Source organism: Longimicrobium terrae, from assembly GCF_014202995.1.
Lineage (GTDB): Bacteria > Gemmatimonadota > Gemmatimonadetes > Longimicrobiales > Longimicrobiaceae > Longimicrobium > Longimicrobium terrae.
On sequence record NZ_JACHIA010000004.1, the window covers coordinates 224,443 to 247,827 of the forward strand.

General features: G+C 68.8%; 18 protein-coding genes. 12 read left to right on the plus strand and 6 right to left on the minus strand.

Annotated features, from left to right (window positions below; translation table 11 throughout):
- The first annotated feature begins 91 nt into the window (after positions 1-91).
- From HNQ61_RS09810 to HNQ61_RS09845, 8 genes are read left to right on the plus strand one after another with little or no spacing between them, the layout of a single operon-like run.
- Entirely contained in the window at positions 92-1,783 is a 1,692-nt protein-coding gene (locus tag HNQ61_RS09810) for a hypothetical protein (protein ID WP_170035770.1), read from the plus strand.
- On the plus strand, positions 1,780-2,490 hold the full coding sequence (locus HNQ61_RS09815; protein WP_170035771.1) for a hypothetical protein: 711 nt from the start codon (positions 1,780-1,782) through the stop codon (positions 2,488-2,490). The genes HNQ61_RS09810 and HNQ61_RS09815 overlap by 4 nt, the downstream gene beginning before the upstream one ends.
- Positions 2,487-2,885: a hypothetical protein gene (locus HNQ61_RS09820; protein WP_170035772.1), complete on the plus strand. Its 399-nt coding sequence runs from the start codon at positions 2,487-2,489 to the stop codon at positions 2,883-2,885. Before HNQ61_RS09815 ends, HNQ61_RS09820 begins: the two co-directional genes overlap by 4 nt.
- A complete protein-coding gene (locus HNQ61_RS09825) occupies positions 2,885-4,606 on the plus strand; it encodes a type II secretion system protein GspD (protein ID WP_183685606.1) in 1,722 nt (573 codons plus the stop codon). Before HNQ61_RS09820 ends, HNQ61_RS09825 begins: the two co-directional genes overlap by 1 nt.
- Complete coding sequence (locus tag HNQ61_RS09830; protein WP_170035774.1) at positions 4,581-6,215, plus strand: hypothetical protein; 1,635 nt, start codon at positions 4,581-4,583, stop codon at positions 6,213-6,215. Before HNQ61_RS09825 ends, HNQ61_RS09830 begins: the two co-directional genes overlap by 26 nt.
- 39 nt (positions 6,216-6,254) lie before the next feature.
- Positions 6,255-6,908 carry a hypothetical protein gene (locus HNQ61_RS09835; RefSeq protein ID WP_170035775.1) on the plus strand — a complete coding sequence of 218 codons (654 nt, stop codon included), beginning with the start codon at positions 6,255-6,257 and terminating at the stop codon, positions 6,906-6,908.
- Positions 6,901-7,518: a GTP-binding protein gene (locus tag HNQ61_RS09840; RefSeq protein WP_205761689.1), complete on the plus strand. Its 618-nt coding sequence runs from the start codon at positions 6,901-6,903 to the stop codon at positions 7,516-7,518. The genes HNQ61_RS09835 and HNQ61_RS09840 overlap by 8 nt, the downstream gene beginning before the upstream one ends.
- 51 nt (positions 7,519-7,569) lie before the next feature.
- On the plus strand, positions 7,570-8,004 hold the full coding sequence (locus HNQ61_RS09845; RefSeq protein WP_170035776.1) for a type II secretion system protein: 435 nt from the start codon (positions 7,570-7,572) through the stop codon (positions 8,002-8,004).
- Between the two features lie 234 nt (positions 8,005-8,238).
- On the opposite strand, the gene HNQ61_RS09850 is transcribed toward HNQ61_RS09845, so the two are convergent.
- On the minus strand, positions 8,239-10,908 hold the full coding sequence (locus HNQ61_RS09850; RefSeq protein WP_170035777.1) for a tetratricopeptide repeat protein: 2,670 nt from the start codon (positions 10,906-10,908) through the stop codon (positions 8,239-8,241).
- 1,014 nt (positions 10,909-11,922) lie between these two features.
- Here HNQ61_RS09850 and HNQ61_RS09855 point away from each other — a divergent pair.
- Both HNQ61_RS09855 and HNQ61_RS09860 read left to right on the plus strand, forming a co-directional pair.
- Positions 11,923-12,861 carry an alpha/beta hydrolase family protein gene (locus tag HNQ61_RS09855; protein WP_170035778.1) on the plus strand — a complete coding sequence of 313 codons (939 nt, stop codon included), beginning with the start codon at positions 11,923-11,925 and terminating at the stop codon, positions 12,859-12,861.
- Entirely contained in the window at positions 12,858-14,168 is a 1,311-nt protein-coding gene (locus HNQ61_RS09860; RefSeq protein ID WP_170035779.1) for a hypothetical protein, read from the plus strand. The genes HNQ61_RS09855 and HNQ61_RS09860 overlap by 4 nt, the downstream gene beginning before the upstream one ends.
- Before the next feature lie 965 nt (positions 14,169-15,133).
- Here the strand turns inward: HNQ61_RS09860 and HNQ61_RS29850 are convergent.
- Positions 15,134-15,523, minus strand: coding sequence for a type II secretion system F family protein (locus HNQ61_RS29850; RefSeq protein ID WP_170036007.1), 390 nt, complete (start codon positions 15,521-15,523; stop codon positions 15,134-15,136).
- 256 nt (positions 15,524-15,779) lie between these two features.
- Between HNQ61_RS29850 and HNQ61_RS09870 the strand changes: the two genes are divergently transcribed.
- Together HNQ61_RS09870 and HNQ61_RS09875 are read left to right on the plus strand one after the other, a co-directional pair.
- On the plus strand, positions 15,780-16,535 hold the full coding sequence (locus tag HNQ61_RS09870; RefSeq protein WP_170035780.1) for a UPF0489 family protein: 756 nt from the start codon (positions 15,780-15,782) through the stop codon (positions 16,533-16,535).
- A 1,022-nt stretch (positions 16,536-17,557) separates the two neighbouring features.
- On the plus strand, positions 17,558-18,175 hold the full coding sequence (locus tag HNQ61_RS09875) for a hypothetical protein (RefSeq protein WP_183685608.1): 618 nt from the start codon (positions 17,558-17,560) through the stop codon (positions 18,173-18,175).
- 556 nt (positions 18,176-18,731) lie between these two features.
- Here HNQ61_RS09875 and HNQ61_RS09880 read toward each other — a convergent pair.
- The 4 genes from HNQ61_RS09880 to HNQ61_RS09895 all read right to left on the minus strand — a co-directional run bounded on the left by HNQ61_RS09880 (position 18,732) and on the right by HNQ61_RS09895 (position 23,305).
- Positions 18,732-19,850 (minus strand): type II secretion system F family protein, encoded by a 1,119-nt coding sequence (locus tag HNQ61_RS09880; protein ID WP_183685610.1) that lies wholly within the window; start codon positions 19,848-19,850, stop codon positions 18,732-18,734.
- Between the two features lie 91 nt (positions 19,851-19,941).
- Positions 19,942-21,696, minus strand: a complete 1,755-nt coding sequence (locus HNQ61_RS09885) for a GspE/PulE family protein (RefSeq protein ID WP_170035783.1) — start codon at positions 21,694-21,696, stop codon at positions 19,942-19,944.
- Positions 21,693-22,655, minus strand: a complete 963-nt coding sequence (locus HNQ61_RS09890; RefSeq protein ID WP_170035784.1) for a lytic transglycosylase domain-containing protein — start codon at positions 22,653-22,655, stop codon at positions 21,693-21,695. The genes HNQ61_RS09885 and HNQ61_RS09890 overlap by 4 nt, the downstream gene beginning before the upstream one ends.
- A complete protein-coding gene (locus HNQ61_RS09895) occupies positions 22,622-23,305 on the minus strand; it encodes an HD-GYP domain-containing protein (protein WP_170035785.1) in 684 nt (227 codons plus the stop codon). The genes HNQ61_RS09890 and HNQ61_RS09895 overlap by 34 nt, the downstream gene beginning before the upstream one ends.
- Positions 23,306-23,385 lie beyond the last annotated feature (80 nt).

The window sequence follows — 23,385 nt, forward strand, 5'->3', positions numbered from 1 at the left end:
CCCCGTTCTTCCCTCCGATCTCGCTCTCGTCATGTCTGGGTGGCTTTCGAATCTGGGCCGTTCCGCCCGTAGTGGGACCGGCCGATGGGTGGTGGGTGCCGACCTCGGCGTCCGACGGATCAAGCTCGCGGCGGTCGGGGGGCCGCCCGGCGCGGCCGAACTGGTGTGGGCGACCGATGTGCCGACGTCCGAGGGGGTCTTCGGGCCCGAGGGCCGGTTCGACGCCGTGGCCGCCGGGCGGGTGCTGGCCGGCCTTCTGGCGCGCGGACTCGCTTCCGCCGGGGCGCCGTCCGCGTGGGCGCTGCTGCTGCCCTCCGCCGCGCTCCGCGTCCGGCGGCTTCAGGCTCCTCCCGATCCGGCGTCCCTGGCGCGTGTGCTGGCGGAAGACTCGGAGCTCCGCGTTCCGGGCGTGCCGCCGGGAGGTCTTCACTACGCCGTCTGCGCGGTCGGTGATACCCCGGGCTCCGCGAGCGGGGACGGCCGCGGGAGCCTGGTCGCGGCGGCGGCGCGGCGAGACGCGATCCGGGCCTATGCCGCCGCGGCCCACGCCGCGGGGATGCGGCCGCTCCGGCTCGCGGTGCCCGCCGCCGCGCTGGCCACCCTCCATGCGCGGCTCCATCCCGAGGAGCGCGACCAGCCCGTTCTGCTGCTGCACGTCGGCTCCGCGCGGAGCGAGCTGGTGGTGGTTCATGGGGGCGCTCCGCTCCTCGCCCTGTCGGTGGTCCAGGGCACGGACACGCTGGCGTCCGGCGGGAGGAGCGAGCCGGACAGGGCGGGCGGCGACGCCACGCTGGACGAATGGGTGGGGCGGCTGCGGGGTGCGCACCGCACGGCGGTGGGCGCGGCCGAGCGGCACCTCCGGCTGAGCATTGACGGGCTGCCGGTACGTGTGTCCGGCGGGGTCACGCGGCTGCCCGGCGTGATGGAATCCCTTGGGCGCGCGCTTCCGGGAGCCGTCGGGGTGCTGGATCCCGGCGAGGCGTTTCGCGGAGGCGGGGGTGGGGACGCGCTCGGACCGGGGCTGGTCCTGGCGCTCGGCGCGGCGCTGGAGGCGAGCGCGGCGTCGCCCGGATCTTCCCCGTCCCGTGACGACGCACGGAGGCCCGTGCTCCTGGACCTGTCGGTCCCGGAACCCGGGGCGGCGCGCGTGGCGATCCGCGACCGCGTCGTGCTCCTCGCGCGGGACCGCGCCGTCTGGGCGGGGCTCGTGGCGGCGCTCGCCCTCGGGGCGGGGGTTCCGGCGGAGCTGGAGCGCCGGGTGCGCCGGGGAGAGGAGGGCCTGGCGGAGGCGCGCCAGGCGTTCGGCCGGGAGGCGGCGCGGGTGGCGTCGGACAGCGCGCGGGTCTCAGCGCTCCGGGCGGACAGCGCGCGGCTGGCGGGTACGCTCGGCACGCTCGCGTCCCTGGAGGCGGACCGGTACGGATGGCCGCGCCTGATGCACACGGCGGCCGAAGCGCTCCCCGAGCACGGGTGGCTGGAAGGCGTGGAGCTGGAGGCGGGGACGCCGGGCGCCCCGCTCCAGTTCCGGGTGCAGGGGGTCCTGCCGGCGCAGGACGACGTCAGCCGGTACGTGCGCGCGCTGGGCCGCGTGGAGGGGTTCGGCGACGTCCGGCCCGGCGACTCCGAGAGCCTGGCGGCGGGCCCGGTTCCGCTGGTCGGCTTCCGCGTGGCCGGCCATCATGCCGCCGCATCCGGCACCCCCGACCAGCCCCGGCCGGGAGGTCCGGGGTATCAGTCCAGCGAAAGCACTCCCTCTCCGACGCTCCGGCCCAGCCCGCCATGACCCGTCCCGCATCCCTCGCTCCCCGCATCCGGACGGTGCTCCTGCTCGTCGTCCTCGGGGCGGCCGCGGGCGCGGCCCGGTGGGCCGTCCAGCTGCGCCCCCGCGCGGAGTCCCTGGGCGTGGGCCGGGCCGCTCTGGACGCCGACCGCCGCCGGCTGGCGGACACGCGCGCGGAGCTGCTCCGGCGAGGCCCGGAGGGGATCGCCGCGAAGAACCGCGTGCTCCGGAGCGAGGTCGAGCGCAGAGAGGCGCTGGCGCCGGCGGGAAGCGGCGACGCGGCGGCCCTGGAGGTCAGGGAGCGCTTCGCCCGGCTCGCCGCCCGGTACGGGGTGCATGCGCCTAGCTTCGAGGCCGTGCCCGCCCAGCGGCTTGGGGAGCTGGAGATCGGCGGGGTGCGGATCCGCGCCGCGGGGGGATACCACGCGCTGGGTACGTGGATCACCGAGGGGCTTTCCGACGGCCGCCTGCTGGACGTGGGCCAGGCTCGCCTGGCCGCGGTTCCCGACTCGCTGACGGCCACCCTCCGGGCGGCGGGCGCGGCCGCGGGGGGATCGCCACCCGCCGCGCCGGGCGCCGGCGCGCCGCCCGCGCCGGGCGTGCCCCCGCTGCCGGGAGCCCAGCCGCTGGACGCGGTCGTCGAGTTCGTGGTGCGGTGGTACGCGCTGCAGGCGCCCGGTGCGGGCGCCTCCTCCCTGGAGGCCCGGTGATCCGCCGGTGGGCCGTCGTGGCGATCGTCGCCGCGGCGCTCCCGGCCGCGGCGGGGGCGCAAGAACGCTGGAGCTATCCGCGGAGCGAGGCGAGAGCGAACCCGCTCGCGCCCCCGGCCGCCCTCTACGGAGGCCGTCTCGCGCCGCCGCTTTCCGTGACGGCGGTGATGGGCGCCCGGGGCGCGCCGCTCCACGCGGTGGTCCGGCTGGGGGAGCCGCTCGAGGAGCGCCGGGTGGTGCGCGCCGGGACGCGGATCGGCCCCTACGTCGTGGACCGGGTGCAGATCGACGGGCTCTGGGTGCGGCTGTACGTGCTGGGAAGCCCGCGGCGGATGTGGATCCCCCGGGCGGGGCTGCGGAGCGCCGCGGCCGGAACCTCTGACCGGATTCGCTGATGCGCCTCCCCTTCCGCCCCGGCGGGCTCCTGCTCCTCGCGACGGCCGCCTGCGCGGGCGGCTCCAGAGCGGCCGGGGGCGACCTGCTCACCGTGCCCGAGCTCCGGGCCCGCAGGCAGGCCGCCGCGCCCGCCGACTCGGCGCCGCGTCCCCACGCCGCCACCCCGCCCGTCGCCACCGCGCCGGCGCCCCGTCCGGAGCCCGCGCGCCCGGCAGCGCCCGCCGACGTGCAGGCGCCCGACGCGCCGCCGGTCGCACCGGTGCCCGTCGCGCCTCCCGCCCCGGCCGCGCCTCCCCCCCCGGCGCCGCGTCCCGGAGGGCGGGGCGCCCCGGCCCGGTGGCCGGCGCCCCGGTGGATCCGGGTGGCGGACCCGAACCCGCCGGTGATCCCGTTCATCCTCTACGAGGACCCGATCGTGGACGTGATGCGCGGCCTGTCGGAGAGCGTCGACGTGAACATCGTGCTGGACCAGGACAGCGCCGTCCGGGCCACCCGGCTGACCGCGGAGGTCCACGATCTCCCGTGGCCGCTCGCGCTGGAGGCGGTGCTGGAAGCCCATCGGCTTCGCCCCGTCCAGCTGGCGAGCGGCGTGATCAAGATCGTCACCGAGCAGTCGGCGCGGGACGACCAGGTGGTGGAGGAGGTCGGGCTCCGGTTCCTGATCGCGCGGGACGTCCGCACCGCGCTGGAGGGCATCCTCCGCGCGGGCGCAGACAGCGCCACGGCGCGCGTGGAGTTCGTCGGGGACCCCGAGACCACCCGGCGCCTCGTGGTGTGGGGAAGCCCCGAGAAGATCTCCCAGGTCCGCAGCCTGATCGCCCGCCTGGACCGCCGGCCGCCCACCATCTCCGTCGAGACCCGCATCGTGAACGTCGACCGCACCCGCATGCGCCGCGTCGGGATCATGTACGCGCTCGGCCGCTCCGCCCAGGACTCCTCTGGCACCCGCACCCCGGTGATGGACGTGCGCTCCACGACGCCGGGCGGGCTGCAGAGCTCGGGCGGGCCTGCGGTGCAGCTGGTGTCCTCACTCGGCGGGCTGGGCCGCGTGGACGTCAACGTCTTCATCGACGCGGTGCTCGGCGCCGGGTTCGCGGAGACCCAGACGACGCCGTTCCTGGCGACGACCAGCGAGGTGCCGGCCGAGGTGCGGATCGGCGACGCGATCGTGCTTCCCAACAACCAGCCGATCCTGGCGGGCGGCGGCTACGTCCTCCCGGGGGGAGGGGCCCAGCCGGGCACCGGCCAGGAGGGCGGAGGCTCCCAGCCCCTTCCCGGCGGATACGGCGACGGACGCGGGGGACTGCAGCCCGCCACGGGCATCCAGCCGGACTACGGGACGCAGGTGGGCGGATTCACGCGGTTCCTGACCGGGACGACGCTCCGGGTCACCCCCTACGCGCTGGGCGATGGACTGATCCGCGTGCGGATCGAGCTGCAGCGGGACGGCGGCCAGCTGTCGCCCGACGGGCGGTCGATCAGCGGCGGCAACCAGACGGCGACCACCGACGTGATCGTCGCGGACGGGTCTCCGATCGTGATCGCCGGCCTCACTGTCCAGGCCCGGAGCCGGGCGAAGAGCGGGATTCCGCTCCTGTCGGACCTGCCGCTGGTGGGAGGCCTGTTCGGGATGGACGAGGACGCGGACCACTACCAGGACCTGATCATCATCCTGACGCCACGGATCGAAAGCGATGAACTGGCTGCCTCGCACGACTGAACGCGCGCTCCTCGCCCTGGCGCTCGCCGGCGCCGCGGGCTGCATCGACCAGGGCGCGCTGTTCGGCCCCGACCCGGAAACTCATGACGGCGCGCCTCGCGTCCGGCTGCCCGCCGCCCGCTACACGCTCTTCGAGGGGGACCGCGTTGCCCTGCGGCTGGAGGCGCTGGAAGGGGACGCGCGCGCGGAGCTGCTGGTGCTGGACGCGGCCCGCGAGGTCGTCTGGCGCTCCGGCGCCGTTCAGGCGGCGGACACGGTGGTGGAGGTGCCGGTGGGTGCGCTCCCGCCGAGGCTGCTGGCCGACACCACTTTGTCGCTCACCGCCGCGGTGGATGCCGGCGGCACGCGGGTGTGGGCGACCGATGACACGGCGGCGGTGCTTTCGCGCGAGCGCGCCGCGCTCCGCCCCGTGCGCTTCCACGCGGGCCGCGTCGTCGCCCTGGACGCCGACCGCCCGCGGAGCTTCGCGCTCGACCCGATCGGGGGCAGGCTCTACTTCGCCGCCCCGGGCCGCGCGGTGATCGGCGTCGTGGATCTCGCGAGCGGACGGGAGGAGGACGGGACGGCGGTTCCGTCCGGACCGGTCGCGCTCCGCTTCCACTACGGCCGGCTCGGGGCGCTGATCTCGGGAGGGACCGAGCTCGCGGTGTTCCGGGCGGCTCCCGCGCTCACGCTCGCCCACCGGGTGCTGCTTCCGACGCTGGTGCTGGACATCCAGACGCCGCGGCCCGCCGCGGAGGGCGACACGCCGGCCCAGGTGGACACGCTCCGGGCTACGGTCCGCCCCTACGCGGCCGGCCTCGCGTGGGGGTGCCCGGACGGGGAATGCGAAAGCCCGCTGGCGTTCGCGTCCAGCGGACTCGCCGGCACCGACCCCGCCGCGGCGGGTGCGGTCCTGCGCCGCGTTCCGCTCGCGGCCACACCGGCCGCCCCGCTGGTCATCCCCGTGTTCCAGCCCGGCTGGGCGGCGGAGGACACCGCCCCTTCGCGGGTGTGGATCTTCGCGGCCGCCTCATCCGGCGGCGACTCGCTCGTTCATCTCACCGAGGACGGGCTCGGCTGCGCTACGACGGTGCTCGGCCACGGCGTCTTCGATCTGTCGCCGGCGCGGCCGGGCGTCCTGTACGCCGCGTCCGCCGACGAGTCCGCCTGCGGCGACGGAACGCGGCTGACCCGGGTCGACGACGCCGCATCCGCCCGCCCCCGGCTGAGCGCGCTCGCGCGCCGCAACCAGCTGGGCGAAGACCGGATCGGGCGCGTGCTGGAACTGCGCGTCTCTCCCGACGGTGCCCTGGTCCTCGTGCGTACCGCGGACGCCGTGCAGGTGCTGGACGCGGATCTCCGGCTCCGCGGGACGGTGGAGGTGCCGGGTGCGAGCGCCATCGCCTGGGTGGAGGGCCCGGAACCCGGATCGGACCACTTCGCAGTGGCCTCCGATCGCGGCGTGGTTCTCTACGACACCGCCCGCAGGCGGGAAGCCGCGCGGTTTCCGCTCGGCTCCACGGGAGAGGGATTGCTCGTCGTCTGGCGCACGGGTGGAGAGCTGGTCGCCGCGGCCGCGCCCCGGGACCGCGACGGCCTGGTGAGCGCACGGATCCCCGCACCCTGAACCCTGAGGAGGTCGCACCATGACGAGGCGGAGGCCCGGATGAGCCAGGTGAACGAGGCGCTGGCGGCGTACGCCCGCGCGGAAGGCGCCGCACGCGAGGCGCTGGAGCGCCTGCTGGCGCCAGCAGGACTGCGGGTCTCGCGGATCCGGCGTGACGGGGCGGGGTGGCGGCTCCGGGTGGTGCCCGCCGTGGACGCGGATCATGGCGCGCGGGTGGATGGGCGCCAGTCCAGCTCGCACGGCGGGCCGGTCCATCCCGACCCGCGCGCGGAAGGCGGGTCCGGGGAACGCGTGGGGAGGGGGATGGCCGAGCGGGAGCCCGTGGTGCGCCGCGAGGGAGAAACGCTGATGGCGCTCACCGCCCGCGCGGGGGAAGGGATGCGGGTGGCCGCGGGCGGGGCGGGCGGTCTCAGCGTGCCCGCGGCGACGGACGCGGAGCGGGTGCGCTGGCTCGGCGCCACCCTGGTGGGCGATACGCTCCTGGCGCTCCGCCACCTCGGGCGTCCGGAGAGCGGGCCGGAAGCGCTGGTGGCGCTCAACGGGCAGCTGGAGCTATTCCGCCGCGAGAGCGCGCGCGGGGGGCACGCCTTTGAGCCGTCCCCGTTCCTCGAGGCCCTCGATCGCTGGGCCGGCCCGGAATTCAAGCGGGGCGTGGAGTTCCTCACGCTGAGTGCGGAGGACGCCCATGCCTAACCTGATCGCCAGCCGGAAGCAGATCGCCGTCCGGATCGTCTACGTGGGACCCGGCGTCGGGGGCAAGACGACGAACCTGCGGCACGTCGCCGCGCAGTTCCCGGAGTACCGCATGGCCGAGCTTGCCACCGAGGGCGAGCGGACGCTCGGCGGTGACTTCCTCCCCGTCGCCCTCGGCGCCGAGCCGATCGACGGGTGGACCCTGAAGGTGAGCCTGTCCAGCGTCCCCGGCCAGATCCAGTACGCGGAGAGCCGCGCATCGGTGCTGAAGGCCGCCGACGTTGTGGTCTTCGTGGCCGACAGCGATCCCCTGCGCATGGACGCCAACCGCTATGCGCTGGACGACGTCGCCCGCCTGCTGGAAGGGCAGGGGCGGGATCCCGCGGAGACCCGTGTGGTCTTCCAGTACAACAAGCGCGACCTGGCCGGCGCTGTCCCAGTAGCGGAGCTGGACGCCGGGCTCAACCCCGCCGGCGCGCCCGCGGTCTCCGCGGTGGCCATCGATGGAATCGGCGTGTTCGAGACGCTCCACGAAGCGCTCGGACTCGCCATGGAAGAAGCCCGGCGATACCTCGCCGAGGCCTTGCCGCCCCGCGCGGCGACGGTGTGACGGCAACTCCGCCGTCCCCGCGAATACCCGTTGGAACCAGTGAGGCAGACGATGAAGGACACGGAAAAGGAGAAGGGCCGGCGCATGCGGGACCTGCCGCGCGGGCGCGAAGGCTTCACCATGGTCGAGCTGATGATCGTCGTGGTCGTCATCGCGATCCTGGCGACCGCGATGGGCTTCGCGTCCACGAAGCTGATCGGCAACTCGATCGACGCCAACATGAAGTCCGACGCCAAGTCGCTGCACACGGCGCTGGTCGAGCATTACGTGGACTACAACCGCTTCCCGTCCTCGATCGCGGCGAGCACCGGAACGGCCAGCGCGACTACCATGCTGTTCGACGCCAGCGAGGGCAACGTGCTGGCCGTCGCCGCCGGCGGGACCGCCACGCAGGTGACGATCAACGTCACCAATCCGAAGAAGCCGGGCTACACCTGCAGCATCACGGCGCGCCCGTCGGGGACGGCGCGGCCGGTTTGCGTGTAGCAAGTCCATCTCCCGTGGTTGACGACGGCGAGGTGCCCGGACACGGGTACCTCGCCGTTCCAACTGCAGACAGCAATGGATTCCTGCGGTTCGTCCGACATCCGGTCGTGCGAGCCGGATAAGAGAATTGTGCCCCCGTAAACCTGTGGGTGGCACTCCGATTCTGTCCGCACGGGATGGGCTATTCCAATCGAAGGCCGCTCATGCCACTTCTGCCGCTTCGCTGGACAGGGACTAGTCCACCTGTGTCCCTGGTTGCGCGTCCAACCACGTTCTGAAGTGCTTCCAGTCCCGCGAGCCGGGCTCGACCTGCGCCATCGCCTCCGTGCAGCACGATTGGACTTCTGCTGTGTTGCCCAGCATGGCATGAGTCTCCCCCAGCCGAAACAGCGCCCAAGCCCGATCCCTCGGTGGGGGGGATTCTTGTAGAAGTGCTTTCAGGACACTCTGTGCTTCGGCCGCCCGGTTCAGGCGGCGCAGAACGTCGGCCCGGTGTGTCCTCGCGTAGCGGGAGGGCGAGCGCGAGAAGAACGCGAGCGAATGATTCAACAGCTCTTCCCGGTCAGCCGCATCGTGATCCGCCGCGTTGCTCAGGATCTCTCCCCAAGCTTCGATTTCACTGCGATCGTGCAGGTCGCTTGCTGCGGGTAGTGGCAGCGATCCAAAGATCCTCCAGAAACGCGCCGGATCGGTGTCGCGCCATTTGGCCGCCACGCCTGCGAAGGCCAGAGCTCCCTGTTCGAGTCCTCGCTGGGAGGCGCTAACGATCTTCTCCTCGAAGAGGTCACCGAACTGGTTGAGGAACTGCCCTGCCTCTACGCTCCGCCAGCGAAGGAGCTCGGCGATAGCGAGAATGACAGAGTCACTCACGTTCCCAGGGTGCTCACGCGCGTCATCTAAGAGGCGGTGAAGCATCTCTCTGGGCCGCTCACCCGGATCGATCTCGTCATGCGGCTTCAGTTCCGCCAGCGTCCGAGCCAGCAGAAGGCGCACAGTCGCTGGCGTGGCTTCTTCGCCCAACTCCCCCACGATGGCCTCGAGTTCGTGGATTGCTTCAATCGGTCTTCGCAGCCGTTTGAGTGCCTTTGCACGGTGGTGGCGCACTCGGACTCTCGCGAGTTTGTCAACCTGATCGCTTGCGAGCATCTCGTCGAAGGGCGCGAGGAGATGGGCGACATCGGGTGTGGCGTCCTTGGTGGTCGAGACCTTCACCGTCGCCTCCGCAAGCTCGACGGCGGTCTGGACGGTGAAGTGATCCCCTTCACCCGCCGCGACTCGCTTGGCAAAGGCGAGGGCGTCGGGGAGCCGGCGTGCCATCTCTTCGCCAGGGCCTCGGTGGTGAAGCCAAGCATAAAGATGCCCGTCGCGGGGGCGGTCGCCGAACACCAGCCGCGCGAACAGCGCTTGGTGGACACGCGCGAGATGATTCGCCGCCAACGATCCGCTCTCGTGTCTCGCCAGCCGCCGTACGTAGCTGTCCACCTTCGCTTCGAAGTCTCGCTCCGACGCCACCAGCGGGGGGTCTAGCTCCGAGAGGCTCGTCCAGACGATGTCATGCAGGCGAATTGTGTCGGGCTGATCCGTGGAAGCGAGTCCCAGCGACGGCAAACGATCAATCGCCTGCAGGCCGGCGACGGCCTGCAGGAGCCCGGAGTGAAGCCGGGGCGATCGGCACCACTGGAAGAATGCCAGCGGTTCCTGGAGCACTGCACGCCGATCCGCGATGACTCGGTCCGCCAGCCGGATTGAGCGCTCGTCGTCGGCGAGATTGCCGATCCGGTGCGCTTCCTCCGCAACGTCATACCACGAGCGTCCCGGCCGGTATAGGGCGTTGAGTAGCCGGAGCGCCATGGGATGGCCACCCACCGCCTGCTGAATCGTATGGAAAGCGTCGTCAGGGCAGGGAGCTGCCCCGCGCTCCAGTACGCGCCTCGCCTCCGTGGTGTCCATGAACGGAACGTGGACGGAATACGGGGCGTCGCTCCCTCGCTGAGACGTCACGATCACCCGCGCTTCGTCGCCGCACTTGTCGCGGACCTGTTCTAGCAAGAGGTCCAACGGAAGATCCAGCTGGGGATCGTCGAGGATCACGAGACAGGACCGCGAGCGAATCATCCCGAGCAGGTTATGACGAATTCCCCTGCCGGTGACATCGACGGCTTGGAGATCGGCGGCGCTCTGAAGCGGGGTGTTTCGCGCCCATACTTTTGAATCGAACGCTCTCCACGGGTCGTTCGCCACCGCGATCGCGAGCTGGCTTTTTCCGATCCCGCTCATCCCCCAGAGGAGGCCGACCCGGTGGATATCAAGACGAGTGATGAAGTCACGGACGACGTCCTCACGAGCCACAAAGCCCTCAGCGAGGGGAGGTAGCCGGTGTGACGCCGGGCGGAGATCGCGCAGGTACCTGAGAGGTTCCAGGAAATCAACGATGCTCTCGAAAGCCGCTTCCTGCTCCATCACGGTGTTCAGGATGAACTCCGCGACCCGTGCGGCGTCGAACACGTGCAGGGTGATGCCCTGTGCGGCGGACTCAATCTCCCACGCTACCAATTCGAGCTGACGCGCTGCAGTGGCGGTTCGCGAGCTCATCAGGTAGACGCGAGTCACCGAGGGAACCTGTTTCCTGATCTGGGCGAGATCGGCCTTCGGCTTGTTGAGGCTGTCGAAATAACCGGCCTCCGTACCGAACTGAGCTCCTACGACGCCATCATCGGAGTACGCGTCGATCGTGTGCCCCTGCGGGTTGCCCTTCAGCCCAACGCCACGATGCCGGAGCGTCACGCCTGCGGCCATGCTCGCGACTCGCACGCCGAAGTCCTCCAGTTCGGCGCCCGAGAGCGCCGCCATCGCGTGGATGAGTTGCCAGACTTCGCTACGGTCTGTCTGCGCGGGGTTTGTCATCTGTCTCGTCTTGGGGACGCTGACGTTCAGCTAGATTTCACAGCTCACAGTCGAGGCACGGAACGGGCCGGGATCGCGTTTCTTGTCTCGCGTGTTCGCCGAGTACCCCGACGTTGTCATTGCTCCGCATAGGTGGTCGTGCCTAGAGGAACGAACACCCCGAATAGTCCGGGGCGTCTGGTTCACGGAGCACACGTAAGATCGCCGCAGTTAGATAGGGCAGTTCGAAGACGTCATTGCCAATCCGCTCTAATCGTCCCGTGTCGTACTTTTCCGAACCGGGCTGCGGCTTGCCGCGGCCGCTTGCAGTATGCTCCTAAAGGATTCGGATCAGAGCCACGGCTCGGGCGGGGCTCTTCCCTTAAGCACGCGCCGCTCGACACTCACGATGGTGCTGCAGACGCAACCATCGGCAGCTTTCCATCCGACAACCAAAGCGCCGAAAGGAACCCGGATGCATCCACGATGTGTCCGGTGACGGGCAATCACCGGGGGCAGCATCGCGACTGTATCCGGGACGAGCCAGTACAGGACGGCCGGCACGGAAATGCGGTCGGCTCGTGGTTGGGGGGCCGGCGGGCTGATTGGGGCGAAGTATCTGCCCCGAGTGCCGCAGCTGTGCGTCCTCTAAGTACCCCGCGAGTTCGGGGGGTGTCCTGGGTTGAGTCGGACAACGCCACCCTTGGATTCTAGTGTAACTATTCTAAATTTTCGCTAGTGGCGCATAATGGGTGTATTGGTGGGCCCGAATCCCACCGTGGAGCCACGTCGGCTCACCCCGGAAGAGCAGGCCGAACTCACCGGCATCGTCCGCTTGACCCGTGCACCTGCGGGCTCATATCAGATCGTCCCTATTGCGCGGGTGCGTCACGCCTTTCACTATTCGCAGGTCCGCAGGTCCGCAGGTCCGCAGGTCCGCAGGTCCGCAGGTCCGCAGGTCCGCAGGTCCGCAGGTCCGCAGGTCCGCAGGTCCGCAGGTCCGCCTCCCATCCCTACCTAGACCTTCTTGCATCGATGAACGCACCGCGGCTGTTCGCCATCATGGCGTTGACCTTCTCCACGACCGCCGGTGCTCAATCACCCGCCATCGTTTTCGTCCACGGTCGCGGCCAGGAGGGGAGGAGCCGGGCGGAAGTGCGCAACGAGTTTGTGGGCGCGTTCGAGCAGAGCCAGCGGCTGTGGTTGGGCAGAGCAATCGTTCCTGCGTCCGATATCGGCTTCGTGTGGTACGCCGACGCGATCGTTCCGGGGAGTGCCGCGGCGCTGAGCGCCACATGTGCGCCGCTCAGCGCCGCCCCGGCGTCGGGGGACACGATCGACCTCCGGTCGGAACTCATGACCCTAGCCCAGTCGCTGAATCTCGACGGTCCAGCGCTCAGGCTGATCACCGAAGACACCTACAAGTATCTTTCGTCCGCTCAGACCCGCTGTGAGGCCGACACTCGGTTGGGAGTCGAGCTACGCGCGCGCGGCTTTACGGCTCGCCCCCTCATCTTGGTCGCGCACAGCATGGGAGGGATCGTCTCTTTTTCGTCGTTGAGACAGAACGCTCAGACACTCGACGACTCGCGACTTTATCGAATCGAGCGCTACGTCACGCTGGGTACGCAGGTCGGAACCCCACTCATCTTGAAGGGGATCGTGGGGACCTACCTCCAGCCGCCCGTCCCGATGCCGCGCACGATTCGAAGTTGGGCAAACTTCAAGAATCGTAACGACCGGCTCGCTTTCGACGTTCGCAACTCGGTTAGCGTGAGCGACTCGAGGCGACGGCCGCGCGAGATCTCGATCAACGTTCCGGGAGACCGGCACGCGATCGGCACATATCTGTCCAACCGGCAGGTGCTGCGTGCGATCCTCTACCCTTGGTGCCGCGCCCAGTCGGGTGCCCGGAAGCCAGCCGAGTGTCAGCGGGTGGAAGCGGCGGGTGACCCGATTGCGACGACGCCATGAAGCTGTACGCCATCGCGGCGTGTTGGCTGATCGCAACTGCGGCGCTGCCCGCGACAGCCCAGCAGGCCGCGCCCGACCAGCCATTCGCCTCGCGCGAGCAGTTTCTCACAGCACCACTCGCCGAGGTGCGGCGTCGCGTAGGAGCAATCTCGCCGACCGATTCGTCCATTGTCGATCGGTTTACCAGGCGCGCCATACCACGGCTTAGCGAGTTCTTTCGCCAAACGCCGGACGTGTTCTGGGCCGCTGAGGGCCAAGGGACGTTTGCGAGGTCCGACGCGATCGGTGTCGATCGGAGCCAGATACTTGCGCTTCGGCTCCAGATGGGGCTCGAGGCGTTTCCGGACCTGATCGAGTTCGTCCTCGCGCACGAGTTCGCCCACGTCGCGCAGTTCGGTCTGCCGGATCCGGCGACGCGCGCGGGTCCGTCGAACTTTCGCGCCCGGGAGTGCGAGGCGGACATTTGGGCGGGGATTCGCGCAGAACGCTTTCTGGTCGACTCGCTGCTGTCGCGCTCCCCCCCGAGCAGCCCGATCCGCCCGAGCTGGATTCCTAGTACCGTCGCGGGCGTATTCAGTCGGATGCTGACTGCGGTGTCGGTCGCCTACCAGATAGGGCATCCTGCTTGGTACGGGCCACCGGAGAGCCATCCCACCAGGATGGAACGGCGGGCCTGCGCGATGCAGGGATTGCAGATCGGGCTGCAGCTACGCTCGCTGCGCAGCTATCACGCCGAAGTCGATTCCGCGACGAAAGCGTACTATGCGTCGCAGGTGAAGGATACTGCGCTGTTTCGCGGGGAGGCCGGAACGTGGGCTACGACGTGGCAGCATGCGACCCGGCTCGTCGCCGCACGATCGATCCGGGTCACGGCGGACACGGTACCACCGCTCGTCCACTCCTTTGTGGCGCTCCTGAAGGCCGCGTCGGTGAGCGGCGATTCGCTTCGTCGAATCGCGATGCCTGCGGGGATGCTAGGACCGGACAATTGCGCCTTCACCTCGTCCGACAGTGCCTCAACGTTCACGTGTGTCTACCGTGAGGCCGCGTGGTCCATGCAGATGTTCACTGACTTTTTTGGCAGCATGCACCTGCTCGTCGCCGTCACCGCAAGACATGCGGGGTGGGAGAGCGTCAAGTGGACTACGCGACCCTCTTGGTTCGACGAATGGGCGCCCAAAGGACTTGGACGGGCGGGAACCCGCACTGGCGGCCTCGTGACCATTCGCGGCAACAACGGCTTCACGGGTAACCGGTTCGTAGAAGTCGTCGTCACATCGCCTATCCGTTCCGCCAGGACTCCATAGTCGGTGCCGGCGTTGGCGGAGCTCGTTCGGGGGTGCAATGGCTGTCGAGCCCCGTGTTAACGGCCGTGCGGTACCCTAGTAGGGGCGGCGGGGCCGTTCGTTCAGTCGCGCGGTTCAGTCGATGTCGAAGCTTCGGCAGCGGCAGAGTGCAGGTGTTGGGGGGACCGGGTACGGGGTGGCCGCTTATGTTGGCCTTCGGAAAGCTGTTCTCTGCGGGACGCAGCCCGCCGGCAACGTCCCTGGATGCGCCGTTTGGCGTCTGAGTAGATCCACTTGAACGGCCGGCAGCTTTCGTTGTGTCCGCTGATGTACGCCATCAGCTTGCGGCGAGGTCGTCCGCGGAGGTCGAGATCCCGCGTGCGATGCCGCTGCGATCCGGGTCTTGATCCCGTCGAGAGCGCTCACTCGCATCCGACAATTTGCACTGCTGTTGAACGGTGTTTGCAATGAACCGCATCCACGACAAAACTCGATGTCGCACACCCACCTTCAGTGGTCTGCCGTGCAGAGAAAGTGCTGAAGAAATGCGGAGTTTGCCGCAATGCAAACTGACTGCGACATCGGCTTCTTCTGGCGCACCCGTGACATCCAGTTTGATCGCGGCAGGCTGCTCCCCGAATCCGAATGCAAACGGCTGAACAGCAGAGGGCGCCAGGGTTGCCCCTGGCGCCCTCGCCTCAAGCTAGACTATCACAGCCACTTACACCCTACGACGGAACTGAATGTCGCGGTTGCGCGACTGCGACAAACTGGATGTCGTGCGCGACAAAATGAAACTCTCGACTGGGACAAAACTCACGTCGCGCTACAGCCAGGATTACTGTGTGACGGCTTGCATCGACGACGTCATCAGCGCGTACACGCCCCGACGAGTAGCGCGACTGGGATCATACTCATGATGATCGCAATCGGCTCCAGCCCGCTTGTGAGCTTCTCAACCGAATGATCGGTTTCTCATCGTAGAACTACGTCAACTCCTGCATCATTCGGCTAACCGGCCCCTCTTCTCCGACCCGCGTCATCTTTGTCGCAATGGGCGGAAGGCCCACCCGGCGCATCTCCTCCCACAGTGGACACCCCTGTGCGTGCGCGCGTGCGACCTCCGTCATACGGTCCTGGATAACGATGTTTCTTAGAGTCTGGGCAGAAAGCTCGACGGAATCAGATACCGGCGTCCCGCTTCCGTAAAGAATCGCGAAGAAGCGCGCCCACGATGCGATCGCCTCCTGGCCACGAAGAAGTTTACGAGCACGGGTACGCGAAGCACCGCCCGGTTCACACGCCGCCGGGAACCCACCTCCGGCGCGATACGCATTGACTCCGACCCACAGGGCAACCGCACCTGCAACGAGCAGCGCCGGCCCCGGCGAGCCGCAGCACGTGACTCGCCCCCAGCATGACGCGCGTGATCACCGGGGCTTCGGCGCTCGCGTCGGCGACGGCCTTGGTAAAGCGCGGCACGACGACGTACAGGATGACGATTCGTTGCCAGCACACCGATTGAGCCGGGCGGTATGTGTCGGCCGTGAATATGCAGTTCGTCGGAAGGCCCGCGGCGGGGAGCCGCTTGCATGCTCGGAGCACATCAGCTATTGCAAGCCGGAGGCAGTCGTGCACGTCCTCGACCTCGACCTGGATTTCTTCCTAGACTGCGCGCCGTCGCGTCACCCAGAGGGCCTGCGATTGGACACGGAGGAGGGCGAGTCGCTCTACACCCCGTGGGATGAGGAGTCGTTCCGGAGGTTTCTCACGACCGCCTGTGGGCTGTCTACGGAACGCAAGACGCCTGGTCGCGTCGTGCGCCATCACGACGAGGCGTTCTACTGCTGGCGAGAGCTGATTCGGAGGGAACTTCTCAAGACGCCCTTCGTCATTTCACACGTGGATAGTCACTCGGACTTGGGGATGGGCGACACGTCCCATGTCTACATCATGGGTGAGCTGCTTCACCGCCCCGTAGAGCAACGATGGGTTCCGGACAGGACAAAAGTGACGCCGGGGAGTTACCTGTCGTACGTCGCCGCATGCCGTTGGCCTTCCCGCATCGAGTTCGTTCGGCATCCCAGTCATCACGAAGACCGGCCCCCTCACTGGTTCCGTGATCACGATCTTTCGACAGATCTTCTCGAACTCCAGTGCTGTGACCTCGCCGACATGCAGTGGCGCGCCTCTCATGGCGGCAATCCTTCGAGATCCAGACCACTGTGGCTGGAGCCCCCGATCCCTGTGGTTTTCTCCGACTACTGCTGGGACTATCGGGTACCGGAACCGGTCGACTTCGTCGTCCTTGCACAGTCTCCCGATTACACGCCGACCGCAGCGGACCACCTCATCTCAGTATTCCGCGAATACATCGTAGAAGACTGAGCCACGAAGCACAGTTCTGTGCTGAGCGTTCTGAAATGGACGTTCGCCCGACTGGACATTCGGTCGGGCATATGCATTCCCTTCCTCGACGACCGCACCGGCACTCTGAACGGCAACGTGCCGTTTGGGATTCGTAGCCTGCTCCTGCGCGAAACTGCACTTCGACTCTCAGGGTCTACACAGATCACTAGCCGCTCGTCATTGGACGGCTGACGGTTCGAGCCGAATGTGCTCAATTCCGTGAGTGCTGCTGGCGCGTCCACCTGATCGTCTCCAAATGCGGCTCAGTTATCGAACGCCGCAAGCCGCACCAAGCGAAGTGCCGCAACCTTGCAGCTGTTGCGGCACCCCTTGTGTCACCGATCGGAATCCCCGTCGTCAGCGCTTGGCTTTGGGTGAAACACCGAAGAGTGCTACCCGGCCCTAACAGTGGCGCTACTCGATTTACTTGTGAACAGATTTGGAGTGTCCGCACCGGATGATTGTTCCCGGTTTGAAGTTGATGCAGTCGTTACCGTCTTGGGTGTTGAGGAATCCGGAACAGCCACAGACGGTGCACTCGCCCGTTCCTTCGGGGGCACCCTCGACTGGTGCCTGATCATCACTCAGCCGCGCGTCAGCACCTTCGCCCGAGTCATTCGTGTGCATAGACACCTCGTTGTGACATGGGTGAACCCACAATGTAGTCTCCGACGCTAGAAGAGATAAAGAGAATTGCGTCTCGGACAAGAGTCTTAGAAGTGCTTTCCAAATCACGATGCTGGTAGTAGCGAAACCTGAACGCTATTGTTGCAGGTGTGAGCAGGTGGCCCACCCTCCGCCATTATCCCTCCTTTATGACTACTGCAACTTGCGCTTTGTGCGTCGTGCTTCTCAGCATGAAGACGCTAAGCGCTCAGGCACCTCCTCGAATCATGACGCTGCGATCAGGCGGAGCAGATCTTGTAGGATCCGTCTGCTTGGGCAGGTTGGGCCTTGAGCCGTGGACCGATGACCTGCCACCACCGGACGAGTTTGCCTGGGTGTACGATCTGGACGGCGGAAATATCGAAGCCGGAGACCGCCTCAAGGTTCGCTGCTCAAATGGTGAATATTGGAGATCGGAACCTGAGGACGAAGAGGTTATAGGTTGGACAGAGGGTACTGAATTCCTCGCCGGGAACATCTCCGGTAGCTCGTCAGACGGGCAGCTCACACTCCGGGATTCCCAAGGCCGAGTACTCCAATACGATGGGGAGTCAGAGACAATCAAAATGCGTGTAGGAGGCCCGCCAGCGCAGATCCACTTCATCGACGTTCAACGCACAGCCGCGCACCAACCGGTCTACCTGCAGATCGTGAACAATCCCGAATTGTTCATTACGGGTGGACGGGGAGTCTGCATACACACGCTTTCTCCGATTGCAGCTTATACAGCCCCCGACGTACGGGTGGTGGTGCTACTCGACTTCAACGGGGGGGTACTTCGGAACGGTGACTATCTGGCAATCACCTGTAAGGGACCCACGGAGCTAGTATTCTACGCCCCCAACGCTGAGCATGAGATACAGGGCGTGAAGGCCGAGGTCGTACAGCCAAGCTCCATCTGGCGCCTGCTGATGAGCGGAGACAGAGTCGGGTTCGTTCAGGACGACCATTAGCTCGATATGGCCGCCGGGCGCCTCTTGAGATTCTGGGCTCAATCCGGCACGGCGCAGATGCCCCCGGCCCGATATCCATTCCGGATTGCTACCGCGCTACCACCACCACCTCCCGCCGCGCCGGCCCCCGCCGCGCCTGCTTCGACGTCGCAATCACCTGGCGTGCCGACAGCGCCAGTACGGCTAGTTGCGTTGGATGCCTCTCCATCCGTAGTAAATGCGGGACAAGCATTCACCCTAACGTTCCGCCTTTCTCAGAGCGCACCGCCGGGTGGGATCACGATCGGGATCAGCAGTATCACCACCACTGGTCTCACCGATGCACTAGTTGTTCGGCCCACTGCGATCACGATCCCCGGTGGACAGAGCGTAGCAAGCACGACCATTCAGACTCAGCAAGTCACTCCGGATCCAACGCGAATTGTCTTTACCGCCCAGCTAAACGGGCCGCAGGTCGGCGTGCAGATCGAAATTCGTTAGTGCGCGTGAGAATTGGGAAAGTAGATCATGGACCGTGGTAGCTCGTCGCTGGTCTTGGAGAGTTTCTACCACACGCTCATCCTGTCACCGCCTGCATCGACGAGGTCATAAGCGCGTACACGCCCCCGACCAGCAGCGCGATGGGGATCATGATCACCACGATCGCGATCGGCTCCAGCCTGCTCGTCAGCTTCTCAACGGAGTACGACGTTTCCTCGTCGTAGAACTCCGCCAACTCGTTCATCATCTCGGCAAGCCGGCCCCCCTCTTCTCCGACCCGGGTCATCTTCGTCGCGATGGGCGGAATGCCCACCCGGCGCATCTCCTCCCACAGCGGCCGCCCGTCTGCGTGCGCGCGTGCGACCGCCATGATCTGGCTCCGGAGCACGAGGTTTCCGACGGTCTCGGCGGCAAGTTCGACCGCCGCTGAGACGGCGGTCCCGCTCCCGTACAGAATCGCGAAGAGCCGCGCCCATGAAGCGATCGCCGCCTGGCGCAGAAGTGTGCCCAGCACGGGGACGCGGAGCAACGCACCGTCCGCGCGCCGCCGAAATCCGCCGCCCGCGCGGTACGCACGGACCACGAGCCACAGGGCAAGCACGGCGGCCACCAGCAGCGCCGGCCCGACCAGCCGGAGTACGTGGCTCGCGCCCAGCATGACGCGCATGATGAGCGGTGCTTCGGCGCCTGCATCGGCGACGGCCTTGGCGAAGCGGGGCACGACCACGTAGAGGATGACCAGCGTCACGAGCATGCCGATGCCGAGGACTGTGGCGGGATACGCCAGTCCCTTGGCGACCTTGCGCCGGGTTTCCTGCGTCCGTTTCTGGCTCGCCGCAAGCATGTGCAGCACGTCCCGCAGGTTGGCCTGCTCGCCCGCGCGCACCGCCGCGACATAGACCGAATCAAAGGCCGCGGGATGCTCCGCCAGCGCGTCCGCGAACGCACGCCCCCGCTTGACTCCGACGCTCACGTCCCAAAGGACGCGCTCCATGCGCGGATCGCCCAGGTCGTCGCGCGTGACTTCCAGCGACTCCTGCAGCGTGAGGCTGCGGAGCAGCGACGAGGTCATGCGGGTGAAGAGGACGACGGAGGCGGGCTTCGGTCTGGACGGTCCCCACTCGCGGGAAAAGAACGAGGGACGGAGCACGGTGACCTGTACTTGGCCCTCGTCCGAGAGGGCCTGGCGCGCCACGGACTCGCTCACGCTCCGGATCGATCCGGATACCGGGGTGCCCAGCGGGTCGAAGCCGGAATAGTGGTACGTCGGCATGGGCGTCTCTCCCTCACGTCTCCTTGAGGATCTCTTCGAGCGTGGTTTCCCCCGCTCGGATTCGCGCCCACCCCGCCTGCCGGAGGGGCTGCATGTGGTTGGCGAGCGCGGCCGCCTGGATCTCCCGGTCGGAGCGCCCCTGTGCGATCAGCCGCCGGATGGGCTCGTCGACCTCCAGCATCTCGAAGATCCCGACCCGGCCCCGGTAGCCCGTGCCGCCGCAGGCGTCGCAGCCGCGGCCGCGAACGAACGTGATGCTCGCCATCCGCCGGGGCTCCACCCCGGCCAGGGACAGCATCGCGGGATCGGGATCACAGGGCTCCTGGCACGCGCCGCAGATCCGGCGCACCAGGCGCTGCGCGATCACCAGGCGGACCGTGCCGGCCACGTTGTAGGGCTCGACGCCCATGTCCAGGAGCCGGGAAACCGCGGAGGGCGCGTCGTTGGTGTGAAGCGTGGAGAGCAGCAGGTGCCCGGTCATCGCGGCCCGCACCGCCGTTTCGGCGGTTTCGCGGTCACGGATCTCGCCGATCATCAGGATGTTCGGGTCCTGCCGGAGGAGGTAGCGGAGGATCGACGCGTACGTGAGGCTCGTCTTCTGGTCCTCCGCCCGGCGGATGGGCACCTGCGTAACCATGGGAATCCGCCGCTCCACCGGATCCTCGATGGTAATGATGTTGACCTCGGGGCGGGCGAGCGCGGCGAGCATGCTGTACAGCGTGGTGGATTTCCCCGACCCCGTGGGGCCGGTCACGAGCACCATCCCCCACGCCTGATGGATCGCGCGCAGGAGGGTGTCCAGGCTCGCCCCCGTGAAGCCGAGGTCGGCCAAGGAGAGCGACTGGGTGTTCCGGTCCAGCACCCGGAGCACCGCCTTTTCTCCCGTCACCGTCGGGATCGTCGAAACCCGGAACTCCACCGCGCGGCTTGCGCCCCCCCGGCCGGACGCGTGCATCGTGAGCCGGCCGTCCTGGGGCGACAGGCGGTTGACGCTGTCCATCCCGACCGCCCGCGCCTTGATGTGCCCGACCAGGTCCTTCTCGAGCTCCGCCGGCAGCTTGGCCCACTCCCGGAGCACCCCGTCCAGGCGGAAGCGCACCCAGCCGTAGCCGGGAAAGAACTCGATGTGGATGTCGCTCGCGCCCTGGCGCACCGCGTCATTCAGAATCCGGTCGGTCAGCTGCGAGACGGCCGATTCCCGCACGCGCCGGTCGACCGAGCCGTCGCCGCCGCCGCCGCGCGGACCCGCCTCGCTCGCGGCGCGCTGGGTGAGATCCCCGACGTCCAGCACCTCTTCGGCGCCGCCGTCCCCGCGGAGAGCGCCGTCCGCGATCCGCCCGTAGATGGCGTGGGCGTCCGCGAGGACGATCTGCGGCTGAACCCCCTCTCCGAGCGCCCCCTCCAGTTCCGCTCTCACACCGAGATCGTACGGGTCGCAGACGGCGATCTCGACGAAGCGGCCCGACCGGGCGAGCGGAACCGCGCCCAGCCTCCGCGCCACCTCCGGCGCCAGAAGGGTTTCCACCTCGGAGGAGCGGGGGTGGTCATCCCCCAGGTGCACCACCCTCTCGCCGCGGAAGACGGCCGCGAGCGCGGCGTGCGCGTCGCCCCGGCTGACGGCGCCCGCGCCGATCAGGTGGTCGAGGAGCTCGGGCCTGCCGGGGTCCGCGGCCCGCGCGGCCTCCGCCTGGCCGACGTCCCCGTCGGAGAGCATGCCCCGCGCGCGGAGCCACTCCACCGCCGCGTCCTGCCGCCCCGGGCGGGTCATCGGCGGCCCCCGCTCACTGCCGCCGGGCCGGGGAGCGGCCCGGCGGGGATCCTGACTCGCCACGCCCGGCCCGGGGGCGTCCGTCCGCGGACCAGGTGCGGGTTCAGCTCGCGCAGCCGCGCGGGCGGCGCGCCGATCCGGGCGGCGACGTGGTCGAGGGGCGTATCCCCGGGGGTCCAGACTTCCCGAAAGCGGAGCGGCGCCGCGGGGGGCGCCTGAATTCCCCACGCGCCGGGCTCGCGGCCCACACGCGCGGCGGCGAGCACCCGGGGCACGTAGGCGCGCGTCTCCCGCGGCAGCCGCCGGCGCTCGCGCCAGAAGGAGGCGCGTCCAGCCCGCGCCCGGCCGAGCCCCGCGTTGTAGGCGGCGAGCGTCCAGTGCCAGTCGCCGGTCGAGCGGTGGAGGTCGGCCAGGTGGCGGACCGCGGCCTCGGTGGCGCGCACGGGGTCCCGCCGCTCGTCGACGTACTCGGAGACCTCCAGGCCGTATCCGCGCGCGGTCGGCGCCATCAGCTGCCAGACCCCCGCGGCTCCCGCCCGGCTCGTCGCCCCGCTCCGCCATTCCGATTCCACCCACGGGACGAAGGCCAGGTCGAGCGGCAGGCCATGGCGGCGGAGCGCGTCCTCGATCAGGGGCCGATAGGTCCCGAACCGCGCGAGCGCCGCCCGGCTCGTCTCCGGCTCGGTCGCCAGCCCGATCGCCCAGCGGTCCACCTCGGCCGCCGGCCCGCGCCCGGTCTGTTCGAGGCGGGCCCGCGCGGCGCGGAGCGCGCGTCCGGGCTCCGGGACCGGCGTGCGCCGCGGGGGATTCGTTAGCGCCTTGCCTGTGGCTGCGCGGGAAGGGGGAGTGGGCTCCGGAGATTCCGCCCGAAAGGCGGCGGCGGTATACAGGGGCATGCTGACAAGGAGCAGTGCCGCGGCTCCCGTCACGGGGCTGACGAGGGAGAAATGGTTTCGCATGGAGGGTCCAGAGCAAGGAGGGCGGCGGCCAGCTCGGGGTCGAGCGCGGTTCCCGCCATCGACTGCACCGCGATACGGGCCTGGGACTCAGGAAACGCGGGGCGGTACGGGCGCGGGTGGGTCAGTGCGTCCCAGACGTCGCACACGGCGACGATGCGGGCGGGAAGCGGCGTGGCGATCCCCGCGGTCCTGTCCGGGTAGCCGAGGCCGTCCCAGCGCTCGTGGTGGCTCCGTCCCACGGTGGCGGCGAGCTGGAGCACCGGGTGGACGAGGCCGCCCAGGAGCCACGTGGCCGCCTGGGTGTGCAGCACCAGCTGGGCTCGCTGTCGCGCACTGAGGGGGCCCGGCTCTTCCAGAAGTGAGCGGGGGAGCGCGTGCTTGCCGATGTCGTGGAGCGCCGCCGCCGCGCCCAGCTGCCGGGCGGCGGACGCGGTCCACCCCAGCTGGCCGGACAGGCGGACGGCGAGCGACCCGACGCGGGTGCCATGGTGGGGGTCGGGATCGCCGCCGGTTGCCAGGCGGGCGGCCAGGGCGAGCCCGGCGGCGGGGTCCGCGCCGCGCAGCAGCGTTCGGTCGACGCGCAGGAGGTCGACGCGTAGCGCCGCGAGATGGGAAGTGCGCGGGCCGAACGCACGGCGGAGCACGCTCATCGCTGGAACGAGTGGGGGGGGGGAGATCCGTCCCCGCCGACGACGGCCGGGGTACAAGCACGTGACGCCTGATACCCCGC